This window comes from Aeromonas bestiarum (assembly GCF_000819745.1).
GTDB lineage: Bacteria > Pseudomonadota > Gammaproteobacteria > Enterobacterales > Aeromonadaceae > Aeromonas > Aeromonas bestiarum.
On sequence record NZ_CDDA01000008.1, the window covers coordinates 232266 to 246601 of the forward strand.

A 14336-nucleotide genomic window follows, 5' to 3' on the forward strand; every position below is an offset into this window, starting at 1 on the left:
CAATGCACAGTGTTGTAAAGACCTGGCTAGCCTTCGGGCTAGCCTTTTTCTTGACTGGGTGCGGTCAGGAAACGGTCCAATCCAAGCCGGAGATCCACATCACCGGCAGCACCATGGGTACCTACTACTCCATCAAGGTGGCGGACAACGTCATCACGGATCCGGCCAAGTTCCAGGCCGAGGTCGATGTCCTGCTGGAGCGGGTCAACGACCAGATGTCGACCTATCGTCCCGACTCCGAGCTGTCGCGCTTCAACCAGCACCGCAGCTCGACCCCAGTGGTGGTCTCTCGCGATACCGCGCGTGTGGTGACTGAATCCCTGCATCTGGGCCGGGAGAGCCGCGGCGCGCTGGACGTGACCGTCGGTCCCCTGGTCAATCTGTGGGGTTTCGGGCCGGATGCACGTCCGACCAAGATCCCGTCCGAGGAGCTGATCACCCAGACCCGCCAGAAGACAGGTCTGGGCAATCTGCACGTGATCACCTCCGCCGATGCCGATACCTTGCAAAAGGACATTCCGGATCTCTACGTGGATCTCTCCGCCATCGCCAAGGGCTTTGGGGTGGACAAGGTGGCCGAGTATCTGGAAGCCATGGGGTCTCACAACTATCTGGTGGAGATCGGCGGTGAGCTGCGCATCAATGGCGTCAACGGCAAGGGTCACCCCTGGCGCGTGGCCATCGAGAAGCCGACCGCCAATGCCGGCTCGGTGCAGGAAGTGATAGTGGCCGGTGACAACGGGGTTGCCACCTCGGGTGAATACCGCAACTATTACGAGATGGACGGCCAGCGCTTCTCCCACACCATAGATCCCATGACGGGCAAGCCCATCCAGCATCGCATGGTGTCGGTGACAGTGATCCACCCATCCTGCATGACGGCAGACGGGCTGGCGACCGTGTTCATGGTGCTCGGGCCCGAGAAGAGCCTGGCCTATGCCAAGGAGCGCGGGCTGGCTATCTTCGTGATCACCAAGACGGCCGATGGCTTTGAAGAGGCGTATTCAGATGCCTTCAAACAGTATCTGGTTAGAAAGTAAGAGGCAGTAGCATGCAGATTTTCTTGATCACCTTCGGGGTGTTTCTGGCGGTCGTGGTGGCCATGGCCATAGGTTACATCTTCCAGAAGAAGACCATCTCAGGTTCCTGCGGTGGGCTGGGCACGATCGGCATCGAGAAAGAGTGCGATTGTCCGGAGCCCTGTGACAACCGCAAGAAGAAGATGGCCAAGGAAGAGGCCCGTCGCAAGATGCTGATCGACAACCGGATCATCTGAGCGGGTCTGGGGCCGAAGTCGTATTCGGACCCATGCTGGATAACAGGCGGGCTGACCTTGTGGTCAGCCCGCTTTTTTATGGCGGTGTGCTCAGTAGTCGTATTGATGACAGGCTTTCTTGTTGAACTCGGCCTGCCAGCGCGCCAGTTCTTCCCGTGTGCCCAGCTCATCGCCCTGCTTGATGGCCTTTTCCAGTGCCGCTATGCGGTCATACAGCCAGCTGCATTCGGCAGTCGGGTTGTCCTTGCTGCTGCCAGGCTGCGGCAGCAGGCAGAATCCCAGCCCTAATCCCAGCCAGAGTGCTTTCATCTCGTCCTCCTTGATCCATGGGGTGGTGAATGGTGCCTTAAGAGTCTATGCCTGTTCGTCGTTTCATGCCGATGGCAGAAACGGCAGCGCTGGGTTAGCATAGGCAGGTTACCTGTTTATCCGTACAGTGGTATGCGCAAAATCATTCACATCGACATGGACTGTTTCTACGCGGCGGTAGAGATGCGGGACAACCCGGCCCTGCGCGAGGTGCCGCTGGCCATCGGCGGCTCGGCAGACAGGCGCGGCGTCATCTCGACCTGCAACTATGTGGCGCGCCGTTTCGGGGTGCGTTCCGCCATGCCGAGCGGCCTGGCCAAGAAGCTCTGCCCGCCGCTGGTGCTCATTCCCGGCCGGATGGCGCTCTACAAGGAGATCTCCCGCCAGCTGCGCGCCATCTTCCTGCGCTACACCGAGCTGGTGGAGCCGCTTTCCCTCGACGAAGCCTATCTCGACGTCACCGACAGCCCCTGCTGTGGCGGCAGTGCCACCCTGATGGCGGCCGAGATCCGCGCCGCCATAGTGGCCGAGCTCGGGTTGACCGCCTCGGCCGGGGTGGCACCGAACAAGTTTCTGGCCAAGCTGGCCTCGGAGCAGCGCAAGCCCGACGGCCTGTTCGTGATAAAGCCGAATGAGGTGGATGAGTTCGTGCGCCAGCTGCCGTTGGCCAAGCTGCCGGGGATTGGGCGCAAGACGGCCGATCGGCTGGAGTCCCAGGGGCTTTACTCCTGCGAGGATGCGAGAGTGCTCAGCAGCGAGGAGCTGATCGCCCGATTCGGCAAGCTGGGAGAGATGCTGACGGGGCGGATCTGGGGCCATGACGATCAGCCCGTGCAGGCCCAGCGGGTGCGCAAGACCATAGGCGTCGAGACAACCCTGGCCAGCGACGTGCTGGATGAGGCCGCCTGCTGGCAGGTGCTGAGCCGGCTCATTCCCGAGCTGGAGCAGCGCTTTGCCAAGGCTTGCCCGGCAGAGGCGCTGATGGGGCAGGGGATCAAGCTCAAGTTTGCTGATTTTCAGCAGACCACAGTCTATCGCCGTGGCGGCTATCAGCCCGAGCTGTTTCACGATCTGCTCCATGAGGGGCTGCTGCGGGCACAGGGCAAGCCCATTCGCCTGCTCGGGCTGGTGGTCGGGCTGCCCCGTGACGGAGAAGTTAACCAGCTCAGCCTGGATTTCGCCTGATAAGGTTAAGTTTTTGTTTCCAAACCCGATAAACTGATCACATCTGTATGAGCTAGGAATGGTGGCATGAGTTCTCTTTCTGTTCAGGGGCGCATTACCCTGATCGCCGGTTGTTGTTTGTTGGCCAGTGCCGGTGCCCTGGTCGCCTCTTCTCTCTATAGCGCCGCCCGGATGCAGGATCAGGTACTGACCTCCACCACGGAGGAGGCGCAGCGTTCGGCCGAAAACTGGATGAAGGCGATGGGATCCGAGCAGGCGGCCAAGGTCACCAGTTATCTGGACGAGGCCTATTTCCGCACCACCCTGCTGGCACAGGGGATCCTGTTCCAGCGCAAGAATGCGGCCGACAACTTCGGCTCCTCCGAGACGCTGCGTGGCGCCGTCAATCAGCAACTGCACGATGCAGCGGCCTCCTCGGCCAATCTGCTCGGTGTCTATGCGGTGTTCGAGCCGGATCAGCTCGACGGGGAGGACAGCAACTACCATGGCTCCAGTGCGCTTGGGGCCAACGACAAGGGGCGCTTCTCCACCTATTGGGCCCGGGTCGACGGCAAGATAGAACCCGAGGTGCAAAACGAATCCGTGCTGGCGGACGAGAGTCCGACGGCGGCCGGCGGGGTGGAGAACGAATGGTATCGCTGCAGCATCCGCAGCAAGGCGCTCTGTCTGCTCGAACCTTATCTCGACGATGTGGGGTCGCAGAAGGTGCTGATGACCTCGGTGACAGTTCCCCTGCTGGAGCAGGAGACCCTGCTCGGCATGGTCGGGGTCGATATCTCGTTGGCCACCTTGCAAAACCTGGTCAAGGAGATGGATAAGGCGCTCTACGACGGTCAGGGCAAGGTGCTGCTGGTCAGTCACGAAGGGCGCGCCGCCGGGGTGGATGGCTTTGACGTGACCTTGGGCAGCCCGCTCGGCCAGCAATACCAGGCGCTGGCCGGTGATCTGACCGGCTGGCTCGGCCAGGGGCAGACCATGACCCGCTGGAGCCCGGACGGTTCTTTGCTGCAAACCTTCGTGCCGGTCAGGATGCGCGGCACGGCGCAGACATGGGGCATCTATATCGAGCTGCCCCGCAGCGTGGTGCTGGCCTCGGCCCGTCAGCTGCAAGAGGATCTCTCCAGCCAGGCCAATCGCAGCGTGGTCACCCAGCTGGTGATAGGCGGCGTGATCTCGGCGATCGGGCTGTTCTGCATCTGGCTGATGGCTCATCAGATAGTGGCGCCCATCCGCGCCGTGGTGGCCCGCCTCAAGGACATAGCCACCGGGGAGGGGGATCTGACCCAGCGCATCGACTTGCATCGCGATGACGAGATAGGCGAGCTGGCCAAGTGGTTCAACAGCTTCCTCAACAAGTTGCAGACCACCATCAGTCAGGTGATAGACACGGTCGCCGGCACCCGCGCCAGTGCTGAGCAGGCGGCCCAGGTTGCCGAGCGCACCAGCGCCGGCATGCAGGCCCAGTATCAGGAGGTGGATCTGGTGGCGACCGCCTTCGAAGAGCTGAGCGCCACCGCGCTGCAGGTGGCGGGCAACGCCAACTCGGCGGTGGCGGCAGCCAACCAGGCCGATACCTCGGCGCAGGAGGGCAAGTACGTGGTGGCCGATACCCAGGAGGCGATGCGCAAGCTGATGGCGGTGATCAGCGACGCCAAGCCGGTGGTGGAGCGGCTCTCCGCCAACAGCGAGAACATCAACGACATCCTGGTGGTGATCCAGGGCATAGCCGAGCAGACCAACCTGCTGGCGCTGAACGCGGCCATCGAGGCGGCGCGGGCCGGTGAGCAGGGCCGTGGCTTCGCCGTGGTGGCCGACGAGGTGCGCAATCTGGCGGGGCGTACCCAGAACGCCATCGTCGAGATCCAGACCCTCATAGGGCAGTTGCAATCCGGTACCCAGGCCGTGGTCAAGGCGATCATGACGGGCCACAGCCAGGCGGATGTGACGCTGACAAAGGTGGATCTGTCGGTCAGCGTGCTGGAGCAGATCATCCATGCGGTGGCGACCATACATCAGATGAACGAGCAGATTGCCCGGGCGGCGCAGGAGCAGAGCGGGGTGGCGGACGAGATCAATCGCAACGTCAGCAACATTCGCGATGTGAGCCACACCATACGGGCCGAGGCGGCGACCTCCGCCGAAAACGGGCGCGAGTTGTCGGCGCTGGCGGACAAACAGCAGCAGCTGGTGGGACAGTTCAAGGTATAGGGATAAGAAAAAAGGCGCCATCCAACCGGAGGCGCCAAACACATTCAGATGACAGACTGGGTTAAATCGGTTCGATTTAAGCCCCTCTTCCCGCAGAGGAAGAAACACAACACCACAATCGCAGACCACTGACTCACAAAAATCACATGTAAACCAACATGGAAGAGAAAAAGTGAGCCATATGACAACGGATTGCGAAGCGAATTATGTTTATTCACTGGTCGGCCCGCAACCGACAAATTATAATGCGGCCCATTAGAAAAACTCATCGTCGGCTGGTCTCATGTCTCGTCGTTTACCCCCGCTCAATGCACTGAAAGCATTCGAAGCCGCGGCTCGTCACTTAAGCTTCACCCGGGCTGCGGAAGAACTGTTCGTGACCCAGGCTGCCATCAGTCACCAGATCAAGGCGCTGGAGGAGTATCTCGGCATCAAGCTGTTTCGCCGCAAGAACCGCTCCCTGCTGCTGACCGAAGAGGGGCAGGGCTACTTCCTCGACATCAAGGACATCTTCAGCTCCATCTCGGAGGCGACCGACAAGCTGCTGGCCCGCAGCGCCAAGGGGGCGCTCACCGTCAGTCTGCAGCCGAGTTTTGCCATCCAGTGGCTGGTGCCCAGGCTGGTGAAGTTCAGCGAACGCCATCCGGATATAGACGTGCGGATCAAGGCGGTGGACATGGACGAGGGGTCGCTCACCGACGATGTAGATGTGGCCATCTACTACGGCCGTGGCAACTGGCCTGGGCTGAGATCCGACAAGTTGCACACCGAATATCTGATCCCCGTCTGTTCGCCCTTGCTGCTGACCGGTCCCAAGCCGCTGCGCACCCCGGATGATCTGACCCGTCATACCCTGCTGCACGATACCTCCCGCCGCGACTGGAAGGCCTGGTTTCGCCAGCTCGACATAGATGCCCCCAACGTCAATCAGGGGCCCATTTTCAGCCACTCGACCATGGTGATCCAGGCGGCGATCCACGGTCAGGGGGTGGCGCTCGGCCACAGCGTGCTGGCCCAGCCCGAGATCGAAGCGGGCCGGCTCATTTGCCCGTTCGAACAGGTGCTGGTAAGCAAGAACGCCTTCTACCTGGTGTGCCAGGAGCAGCAGTCTGATCAGGGCAAGATAGTGGCCTTCCGCGACTGGATGCTGGAGCTGGTGGAGCAGGAGGAGGCCCGTCGCCGGGCACGGCTCGCCGATGCATGAGGCACTGAGGTGATTGCGTGAGAGAGGACATCATGACTGAGGTGATAAGGGAGGGGGCAAGCGATGCCCCCGTTCGCATTTTGCTGGCCCACGGCGCCGGTGCCGGCATGGAACACGCCTTTCTCGCCGAGCTGTCACGTCTGCTGGCGGGCACCGATATCGAGGTGGTGCGTTTCAACTTCCCCTATATGAGCAAACGGGCTCTGGATGGCAAGCGCAGGCCGCCGGACAGAGCACCCGTGTTGCTCGACCATTGGCGTCAGATGGTGCGCGAGTTTGCCCATCCCAGACTGTTTCTGGCGGGCAAGTCCATGGGGGGACGCATGGCGGCAGAGCTGTATCGCGAAGGAGAGGACGAGATGAATGCTGCAGGATTGCTCATTCTCGGGTATCCTTTCCACCCCCCGGCCAAGCCCGACCGCTGGCGGGGCGAAGTGCTCAAGCAGATCAAGACGCCGACCCTGCTATTGCAAGGGGAGCGCGATACCTTCGGTACGCGCGCCGAACTGGCAGATTTTCCCTTCTCACCCCACGTATCGGTCCACTGGCTGACCGATGGTGACCATGGCTTCAAACCGCGAAAGGCGAGTGGGGTGAGCGAGCAGGAGAACCTGCAACAGGCGGCCGATCGGATAAAAAGCTTTATCGCCGCCACTCGGGTTGAGGCCTGACGGTGGTGAGCGCGACAAGGAGGAGCCAAGGATGCAGATCCAGCGAGAGTTTCAGCGGCATTGGTTGGTGTTGGCTGGCCTGTTTGGCCTGACGGCAACCCTGCTGGGGGCCTACGGTGCCCACGGCCTGGCGGCGAGCGGCATCACGCCTTCGCTGCTGGCGGCGTTCAACACAGCCGTGCAATATCAGTTTTTTCACGCACTGGCCCTGCTGGTGCTGGGTTGGTGCGGTGTGCGCAGCAAGGTGATCACCTTTGCGGGCTTCGCATTTGTGCTGGGGATCCTCGGATTCTCCGGCAGTATTTACGCCATGGTGCTGCTCGGCAGCAAGGGGCTGGGGCTCATTACCCCGGCCGGTGGCCTCTGTTTTATGTTGGGATGGGCGGCTCTGATATGGGCTGGCTGTCGTCTTGGAGGAAAAAATGAATAATCTGCTGCTTTATTGCCGCCCCGGTTTTGAGAAAGAGGCGGCGGCAGAGATCACCGAACGTGCCAGTAACATGCAGTGTTACGGTTTCGCCCGGGTCAAGGACGACAGCGGTTATGTGATATTCGAGCTGTATGACGAGGAGCAGGCCGATCTGCTGGCCCGCAAGCTGCCGTTCAAGGAGCTCATCTTCATCCGCCAGATGCTGGTGGTGACCCATGAGCTGAAGGATCTGGAGCTCTCCGACCGGATCTCTCCCATCCTGGAGGCGGCCGCCAGCTATACCATCTGCGGCGATCTGCGGGTGGAGACAGCCGACACCAACGAGGCGAAAGAGCTGTCGGCCTTCTGCCGCAAGTTCACAGTGCCGCTGCGTCAGGCGCTGCGCAGTAACGAGTTGCTGACCAAGAAGGAGACGCCGCACCGTCCGGTGTTCCACGCCTTCTTCATGGCCAACGATCACCTGCTGATCGGTTACTCCTACTCGTTCAACAACTCCGAATTCCACATGGGTATCCCGCGTCTGCGTTGCCCGCCGGATGCACCTAGCCGCTCCAGCCTCAAGCTGGAAGAGGCCTTCTACGTGTTCGTGCCACGGGAAGAGTGGGACCTGCGCCTCACCTCCGGCATGAAGGCGGTCGATCTGGGTGCCTGCCCGGGCGGCTGGACGCATCAGCTGGTGCGTCGCGGCATGATGGTGACTGCGGTGGATAACGGCACCATGGCCCCCTCCCTGATGGATACAGGCCAGGTGAAGCACCTGCGTGACGACGGTTTTGTGTGGCGTCCCAGCAAGAAGAACATCTACTGGCTGGTGTGCGACATGGTGGAGAAGCCGGCACGGGTTGTTCACATGATTGCCGACTGGTTCCGCGAGAACGACTGCCAGGAGGCGGTGTTCAACCTCAAGCTGCCGATGAAGAAGCGCTACGCCGAAGCGGTGCACAACATAGAAGTGTTGCGCGGCCTGCTCAAGGAGATCGACAACGCCTTCGTCATCCAGGCCAAGCAGCTCTACCACGATCGCGAAGAGATCACGGTACACGTCTACAACAAGTACTGGGTCTCCAAGCTGGAAGCCAAGGACTGACGTCCGGCGCCTTGCCGTGAACGGAAAACAGGACCGACAGCAGAGATGCTGTCGGTCCTGTCGTTTATGCAGGCCTAGAAGCGATAGTCGAAGCGCAGGGAGGACTCGCCGTCGGTGAGCTTGACCTCTATGTCGAGGGGGATGGATCGATCGGTCGGGCTGAACTCCAGCTTGACCCCGTTGCCACGCAACTTGATGGAGGTGTTCATGCCACCGGCCTTGAACTTGATCCTGGGTTTGTGCTGCTCGAAGGAGAGGCTCACGCTCTTCTCGGCGGTCAGATTCAGCTTCTGATAGGGGGTGACCTGGCTGTTGCCATTGCTGTCGGTCACTATGTCCACCCCGAAGGAGAGCGGTTTGGGCGCTTTGAGCAGCTCGTTGGTATCCATGGTGGAGCGCCAGACCTGGCTGGCTTGCTGGGTGCCGGATGCCGGTAGTTCTTTCCAGGCATTGTCGACCGGTCTGTCTACTGCCATGACACTGCTGCTGATGAGCAGCAGGCTGAAAATAGCGCGCATAATGGATCTCCTTATCCCTTATCTATTGAACATAGTAGCCAATCGATGAGGGGGGTAGCGCGCCGCGAGATAAAACAAAGGGAGCCGAGGCTCCCTTTTAAAATCAATATATTAGACTAGATTACAGCCGATCTATGATGGACTGGGTGAACTCGCTGGTGGAGGCCGTGCCCCCCAGATCCCGGGTGACCCGATCGCCGGATTCTATGGTGGCGCGCACCGCTTCCCGAATGCGTTCAGCCTTGTCCTGCATGCCCAGATATTCCAGCATCTGGATGGAGGCGAGGATCACCGAGGTCGGGTTGGCGATGTTCTTGCCGGCGATATCCGGTGCCGAACCGTGCACCGCTTCGAAGATGGCGGCGCCATCACCTATGTTGGCGCCCGGCGCCATGCCGAGGCCACCCACCAGACCGGCGCACAGATCCGAGAGGATGTCGCCGAACAGGTTGGTGGTGACCATGACATCGAACCGCTCCGGGTACATCACCAGATTCATGCAGGCGGCATCGACGATCATCTCCTCGCTCTGGATATCCGGATAGCGGGCCGCCACTTCGCGGGCCACTTCCAGGAACAGGCCCGAGGTGGACTTGAGGATGTTGGCCTTGTGGATGATGGTGACCTTCTTGCGCCCTTCCTGACGGGCCAGCTCGAAGGCGAACTTGACGATGCGCTCGGCTCCGTCGCGGGTGATGATGCTCATCGCCTCGGCGCTCTGGTTGTCATCGCTGCGCTTCTGGCCGGCGCCCGAGTACATACCCTCGGTGTTCTCCCGTACCGTGATGATGTCGATGTTGTCGTAACGGCTGCGGGTACCCTTGAAGGATATGACGGGGCGGACGTTGGCGTAGAGGTTGAATTTCTTGCGCAGGGAGACGTTGATGGAGGTGAAGCCGCCGCCGACCGGGGTGGTGAGCGGGCCTTTCAGGCTGACCTTGTTCTTCTCGATCAGATCCAGGGTGGCCTGGGGCAGCAGCTCGCCGTGCTTCTCCAGCGCGACCAGACCGGCATCCGCATATTCGTATTCGAAGTCACAACCGGCGTGGGCCAGGATCTGGATGGCGGATTCTATGATGCTGGGGCCAATGCCGTCGCCCGGGATGACGGTAATTTTTCTTTTTGACATGAGAGGTATCCACTTCTAGGGAACAGAGGGGGAGGATTCGGCCGTTTTATACCATTTCTACACCTAACCCTCCATGTTTCTTTACATTCTATCTGCTTTTGTCAACAGCAAGGGTGAGTCCCGTCATGATTGGCAGGATTGCTGGGGCATGGTGGAGACCCGTCAGGCTTCGCTGTCTGGCACGGGAGGATAGCGTATCTCCCGCAGGTTGAACCCCAGCGGAATGTCCCGCTGCAGCTGCACCAGCCGCTGGGCCAGCAGGGCCTCACCCTGATGCTGGCGCAGCTTGAGCAAGGGCTTGCCGGCACCCTCCTGCTGACAGGCCGCGAGTAGGGCCGGGAGATCGCCATGTTGTTGCAGCAGCTGGGTCGCTGTCTTGGGGCCTATGCCGGGCACCCCCTTGATGTTGGAGCCAGCTATGCCGGTCAGGGCCCAGAAATCCACCAGTTGCGCCGGCGCCACCCCGTATTGTTGCTCGACGAAGGCGGCATCCAGCCAGCGCTTGTTGAAGTAGTCGCGGATCTGGATCTGCGGGCAGATAAGTTGGCAGAACCCCTTGTCGGTGGAGATGATGGTGGCCCTGGCGCCATGCTGGGCAATGCCGGTAGCCAGGGTGGCGATCAGGTCATCCGCCTCGTCGGTCTGGGAGAGCAGGGCATCCACGCCACACTCCCAGAACGCATCCTGCAAGGTGTTCAAGCCTTCGCGCAGCTCGACCGGCATGGGGGTTCGCCCCTCCTTGTAGGCTGGATAGACCTCTTTGCGCCAGCTGTGCACCTCGCCGTCAAATACCGCTATGGCGTGGGTAGGCTCGCTGCCGGCCAGCAGCTTGCGGCAGGTGTTGATGAGGTTGGCGCGGGTGGCGATCAATGCCTGGGCCGGGGTCAGCGCCTGCTGGGCTTGTACCGCATGCAGACGACGGATGAGGTTGAGGGCATCTATGATGAGCAGGTGCGGCCTGATAGTTGACATGGGACACTCTTGGCGGTCGAGACGCGCCATTGTAACAAACAGGCCGGCCTGATGGGGGATTGATGGCATTTGCATGCCAGAGGCAGGTAAAAAAGGGGCGCCAATGCGCCCCTCTCTTCGTATTGCGATGCCAGCCTTAGCGCACTATCTCGTAGCAGGGCACGTACTGGCTGCCCGGCAGCTTCATCCGTTGCTGCTTGACGAAGCTCTCCAGCAGCTTGTCCATCAGGTGCATCAGCTCCTTGTCGCCGTGCAGCTTGAAGGGACCCTTCTTCTCGATGGCGCGAATGCCCCCTTCCTTGACGTTGCCGGCGACTATGCCGGAGAAGGCACGGCGCAGGTTCGCCGCCAACAGTTGGGGCGGCTGGTTGCGGTGCAGATCCAGGCTGGCCATGTTGGCGTGATCCGGCTCGAACGGGAGCTGGAACTCGGGCTCTATCTTGAGGGACCAGTTGAAGGAGTAGGCATCCCCGACCGATTTGCGATATTCGCGGATCTTGGGCATAGCTTCCTTCATCACCCGGGCCACTTCCGGCGCATCGCCGACGATGATCCGGTAGAGGCTGGTGGCAGGTTCGCCCAGGGTCGCCTTGACGAAGTCATCGATGGCGCGGAAGTAATCGGCGCTCTCCTTCGGACCGGTCAAGATGATCGGCATGGGCTGCCGCTCGTTGGCCGGGTGCATCATGATGCCGAGCAGGTAGAGCAGCTCTTCGGCTGTGCCGACTCCGCCCGGGAATATGATGATGCCGTGGCCCAGACGGACGAAGGCCTCCAGCCGCTTCTCGATATCCGGCAGTATCACCAGCTCGTTGACGATAGGGTTGGGCGGCTCGGCGGCTATGATGGACGGCTCGGTCAGACCTATGTAACGGCCGTTGCGCACCCGCTGCTTGGCGTGGCCGACGGCGGCGCCCTTCATGGGCCCTTCCATGGCACCCGGGCCGCAGCCGGTGCAGATGTTGAGCTCACGCAGCCCCAGCTCGCTGCCCACCGCGCGGGTGTACTGGTACTCGATCTCGTTGATGGAGTGGCCGCCCCAGCAGACCACCAGATTGGGATCCGCGCCCGGCAGGATCGCCTTGGCGTTGCGCAGTATGGCGAACACCACGTTGGAGATGTGGGTGGAGCTGGTCAGGTTGACTAGCCGGTTCGACTCCAGCTGGGTCGAGACATAGAGGATGTCGCGCAGCACGGAGAAGAGGTGCTCCTGAATACCGCGGATGATCTCGCCATCCACAAAGGCGTGTTCGGGGGCATTGAACAGTTCGAGTTTGACCCCGCGCTCGCGCCGGATCACATGAATATCAAAGGATTTGAAGCGCTCCAGTATCTCTTTGGAGCTGTCGGTATGGCTACCTGAGTTGAGCACTGCCAGCGAGCAGTTGCGAAACAGTTGATAGATATCGCTGGAGGCTGTTTGTTTGAGGCGATCCACCTCGAGTTGTGACAGCAAGTCCATGCTGCCGACAGGATTGATGTGCGTAATCATAGGTTCCCCTTTCACTCGCTTGTTATCGTTGTGCTTTTCCCTGGGGAGAAAACGGGATGCCCTGTGGCATCCCTTGAATTTGATAGTAGATGTAAGCGGTGGGGCAGGGGAATAGGGGAGAAGTGCGTTTGCTGCTTTTTTAGCCTGCCATCAGGCCAGGTTGACCTGATCCCGGCCCGAGTTCTTGGAGCTGTAGAGCGCCTTGTCGGCCCGTTCGAACGCATCCGTGGTGTGATCCCCTTCCCGGAACAGGGTGGCACCGATGGAGATGGTGATCTCGACCCTGGCATCGCGAAAACGGAACGGAATGCTCTTGATGGTCTGACGCAGAGTCTCCAGCGGCTTCTGGTACTTGTCCGGGTTGATGTTCGGCAGCAGCACCACGAACTCCTCGCCGCCGAAGCGGGCGATGAAGTCGGTGTCACGCAGAGCCCCCTGCAGCGCCTTGGCAACCACCTTCAACGCCTTGTCACCGGCCATGTGGCCGTAGTTGTCGTTGATGTTCTTGAAGTGATCTATGTCGATGATGGCCAGGCACAGTGGCGTGCTGTAGCGCAACCAGCGCTTGTATTCGAGTTCGAGCCGCTCGTCGAGGGCCGCCCGGTTGTGCACCTGGGTCAGGCTGTCGAGGAACAGCTTGTGCTTCTGGATGGTGAGCCGCTTCTTGTATTCGGCGGTCTCCTCCTTCATCAGCCGCAGCTTGGCCTCCATGGTGGAGAGGCGGGTGAGCAGGTGGCGCTCGCGGGCGGCCATGGCTTCCCTGTCCTGCAACAGCAGGTTGATGGCGCCCATGTGGCCCGAGATGGCGCCCTTGAGCTCATGGAGGGTGTCGTGGCTGGCCAGGGTATGGTCGATGGCCCGCAGCTCCTTGTTGATGGCCTGACGGGTATCCTGGGTGGCGCTTTGCAGGGCGCGCCCCTCGTCGAGGGATTCGGTGAAGCTGAAATGCACAGCCGAGAGGCTCTCGTTGAGGGTGCTGAGAAACGCCTGGGAGGATTTTCGCTCCTCGCGGGTGCCCTCTATGATGAGCTCGATGATCTGCAGGCAGATCTCGGCCAGCAGCGGCGGCGTGATGCCACCCAGCAACTGGCGACGGATATCCGCCAGGCTCTCGCCGACGGCACCGGCAAAGTCCAGCTCGGTGATGAGCCGCTGCAACTCGTCGGCTATGTGGGCGTGGGTCTTGGCATCAAACGGGATGGTTGGCTCGGGGGAAGATAGTTCGGCTATGGCCACGGCCGGCGTGCTGGCAAGGGGTGCCTGCGCCAGCAGGGGCTGGGTCGGCAGCAGTTGGATCTTGATGGCCTGCTGGTAGAACTCCAGCAGCCGGATCACCTTCTTCTGATGATCGCCTATGCCATAGCCATCGGGGCTCGCCAGAAACTCCTTGAGGGACTTGCGGGTATCCTCCGGGAAGCCCTTGATGGACTTGAGCTGCTTGGAGCCTAGGTCGATGGCGGACTTGGTCAGGGTGATGGACTCTTCCAGCGCGTTGCCGTGCTGCTGCAACAGCTTTTCGATGACGGCGAGATCGGCGTCGAGGGCGGAGAGCGGCGGATTGCCATCGAGTTTTTGCTTGAGCTTGGCGAGCTTGTTGTCCAGCTCGCGATCGTGGCCGCGACAGGCCTGCATCAACTTGCCGATGAACTGGATGCTGCGGGCGCGCTCGGTGTCGGAGAAAGAGACGATGCCGTCGAGCTCCAGCTGCTTTTGCTGAAGGGATTCCCTGAGTCTGGCCAATTGTCCTGCTACGGCAGCGATATCATTCATTATTCAGGTCGCCCTGTTGTCATTATCGTTTTTGTGTTGGATAGCAACGGCGGTCGAACCCAGTTCCAGACCCAGTTGATTATCT

At 60.8% G+C, this 14336-nt stretch carries 14 protein-coding genes; 8 read left to right on the forward strand and 6 right to left on the reverse strand.

The genetic code is table 11. The features are described from left to right. Nucleotides 1–2: 2 nt before the first annotated feature. On the forward strand, nucleotides 3–1040 hold the full coding sequence (locus BN1118_RS04735; protein ID WP_043554759.1) for an FAD:protein FMN transferase: 1038 nt from the start codon (nucleotides 3–5) through the stop codon (nucleotides 1038–1040). Between the two features lie 11 nt (nucleotides 1041–1051). Then, nucleotides 1052–1276, forward strand: coding sequence for a (Na+)-NQR maturation NqrM (gene nqrM, locus BN1118_RS04740; RefSeq protein WP_042867164.1), 225 nt, complete (start codon nucleotides 1052–1054; stop codon nucleotides 1274–1276). Nucleotides 1277–1366: 90 nt separating this feature from the next. Here the strand turns inward: nqrM and BN1118_RS04745 are convergent, their stop codons facing one another. Beyond that, nucleotides 1367–1585, reverse strand: coding sequence for a hypothetical protein (locus tag BN1118_RS04745; protein ID WP_042867165.1), 219 nt, complete (start codon nucleotides 1583–1585; stop codon nucleotides 1367–1369). A gap of 132 nt (nucleotides 1586–1717) precedes the next feature. Between BN1118_RS04745 and dinB the strand changes: the two genes are divergently transcribed. The 6 genes from dinB to rlmM all read left to right on the forward strand — a co-directional run bounded on the left by dinB (nucleotide 1718) and on the right by rlmM (nucleotide 8370). Then, nucleotides 1718–2770: a DNA polymerase IV gene (gene dinB / locus BN1118_RS04750; RefSeq protein ID WP_043554760.1), complete on the forward strand. Its 1053-nt coding sequence runs from the start codon at nucleotides 1718–1720 to the stop codon at nucleotides 2768–2770. A 66-nt stretch (nucleotides 2771–2836) separates the two neighbouring features. Continuing rightward, nucleotides 2837–4978: a methyl-accepting chemotaxis protein gene (locus tag BN1118_RS04755; protein WP_043554761.1), complete on the forward strand. Its 2142-nt coding sequence runs from the start codon at nucleotides 2837–2839 to the stop codon at nucleotides 4976–4978. A gap of 283 nt (nucleotides 4979–5261) precedes the next feature. After that, the gene (locus tag BN1118_RS04760; RefSeq protein ID WP_043134445.1) at nucleotides 5262–6182 is read left to right on the forward strand and encodes a transcriptional regulator GcvA; all 921 of its coding nucleotides are present in this window, start codon (nucleotides 5262–5264) and stop codon (nucleotides 6180–6182) included. A gap of 32 nt (nucleotides 6183–6214) precedes the next feature. After that, nucleotides 6215–6853 carry an alpha/beta fold hydrolase gene (locus tag BN1118_RS04765; RefSeq protein WP_043554762.1) on the forward strand — a complete coding sequence of 213 codons (639 nt, stop codon included), beginning with the start codon at nucleotides 6215–6217 and terminating at the stop codon, nucleotides 6851–6853. A gap of 31 nt (nucleotides 6854–6884) precedes the next feature. After that, a complete protein-coding gene (locus BN1118_RS04770) occupies nucleotides 6885–7283 on the forward strand; it encodes a DUF423 domain-containing protein (RefSeq protein WP_043134447.1) in 399 nt (132 codons plus the stop codon). Continuing rightward, nucleotides 7276–8370, forward strand: coding sequence for a 23S rRNA (cytidine(2498)-2'-O)-methyltransferase RlmM (rlmM, locus tag BN1118_RS04775; RefSeq protein ID WP_043554763.1), 1095 nt, complete (start codon nucleotides 7276–7278; stop codon nucleotides 8368–8370). The genes BN1118_RS04770 and rlmM overlap by 8 nt, the downstream gene beginning before the upstream one ends. 74 nt (nucleotides 8371–8444) lie before the next feature. Here rlmM and BN1118_RS04780 read toward each other — a convergent pair whose 3' ends face one another. From BN1118_RS04780 to BN1118_RS04800, 5 genes are all read right to left on the reverse strand, one after another. Next, complete coding sequence (locus BN1118_RS04780; protein WP_043134452.1) at nucleotides 8445–8888, reverse strand: hypothetical protein; 444 nt, start codon at nucleotides 8886–8888, stop codon at nucleotides 8445–8447. 121 nt (nucleotides 8889–9009) lie between these two features. Then, entirely contained in the window at nucleotides 9010–10017 is a 1008-nt protein-coding gene (locus BN1118_RS04785; RefSeq protein ID WP_043554764.1) for an isocitrate dehydrogenase, read from the reverse strand. A 162-nt stretch (nucleotides 10018–10179) separates the two neighbouring features. After that, nucleotides 10180–10989, reverse strand: coding sequence for a flap endonuclease Xni (gene xni / locus BN1118_RS04790; protein ID WP_043554765.1), 810 nt, complete (start codon nucleotides 10987–10989; stop codon nucleotides 10180–10182). 136 nt (nucleotides 10990–11125) lie between these two features. Continuing rightward, nucleotides 11126–12481 (reverse strand): nucleotide 5'-monophosphate nucleosidase PpnN, encoded by a 1356-nt coding sequence (gene ppnN / locus BN1118_RS04795; protein WP_011705076.1) that lies wholly within the window; start codon nucleotides 12479–12481, stop codon nucleotides 11126–11128. A 150-nt stretch (nucleotides 12482–12631) separates the two neighbouring features. Continuing rightward, nucleotides 12632–14251: a GGDEF domain-containing protein gene (locus BN1118_RS04800; protein ID WP_043554766.1), complete on the reverse strand. Its 1620-nt coding sequence runs from the start codon at nucleotides 14249–14251 to the stop codon at nucleotides 12632–12634. Between the last annotated feature and the right edge of the window lie 85 nt (nucleotides 14252–14336).

Bases quoted from the DNA above. Each gene is read 5' to 3' on its own strand.
- BN1118_RS04735 (WP_043554759.1), top strand. From the start codon at position 3: ATGCACAGTGTTGTAAAGACCTGGCTAGCCTTCGGGCTAGCCTTTTTC.
- nqrM (WP_042867164.1), top strand. From the start codon at position 1,052: ATGCAGATTTTCTTGATCACCTTCGGGGTGTTTCTGGCGGTCGTGGTG.
- BN1118_RS04745 (WP_042867165.1), bottom strand. From the start codon at position 1,585: ATGAAAGCACTCTGGCTGGGATTAGGGCTGGGATTCTGCCTGCTGCCG.
- dinB (WP_043554760.1), top strand. From the start codon at position 1,718: ATGCGCAAAATCATTCACATCGACATGGACTGTTTCTACGCGGCGGTA.
- BN1118_RS04755 (WP_043554761.1), top strand. From the start codon at position 2,837: ATGAGTTCTCTTTCTGTTCAGGGGCGCATTACCCTGATCGCCGGTTGT.
- BN1118_RS04760 (WP_043134445.1), top strand. From the start codon at position 5,262: ATGTCTCGTCGTTTACCCCCGCTCAATGCACTGAAAGCATTCGAAGCC.
- BN1118_RS04765 (WP_043554762.1), top strand. From the start codon at position 6,215: ATGACTGAGGTGATAAGGGAGGGGGCAAGCGATGCCCCCGTTCGCATT.
- BN1118_RS04770 (WP_043134447.1), top strand. From the start codon at position 6,885: ATGCAGATCCAGCGAGAGTTTCAGCGGCATTGGTTGGTGTTGGCTGGC.
- rlmM (WP_043554763.1), top strand. From the start codon at position 7,276: ATGAATAATCTGCTGCTTTATTGCCGCCCCGGTTTTGAGAAAGAGGCG.
- BN1118_RS04780 (WP_043134452.1), bottom strand. From the start codon at position 8,888: ATGCGCGCTATTTTCAGCCTGCTGCTCATCAGCAGCAGTGTCATGGCA.
- BN1118_RS04785 (WP_043554764.1), bottom strand. From the start codon at position 10,017: ATGTCAAAAAGAAAAATTACCGTCATCCCGGGCGACGGCATTGGCCCC.
- xni (WP_043554765.1), bottom strand. From the start codon at position 10,989: ATGTCAACTATCAGGCCGCACCTGCTCATCATAGATGCCCTCAACCTC.
- ppnN (WP_011705076.1), bottom strand. From the start codon at position 12,481: ATGATTACGCACATCAATCCTGTCGGCAGCATGGACTTGCTGTCACAA.
- BN1118_RS04800 (WP_043554766.1), bottom strand. From the start codon at position 14,251: ATGAATGATATCGCTGCCGTAGCAGGACAATTGGCCAGACTCAGGGAA.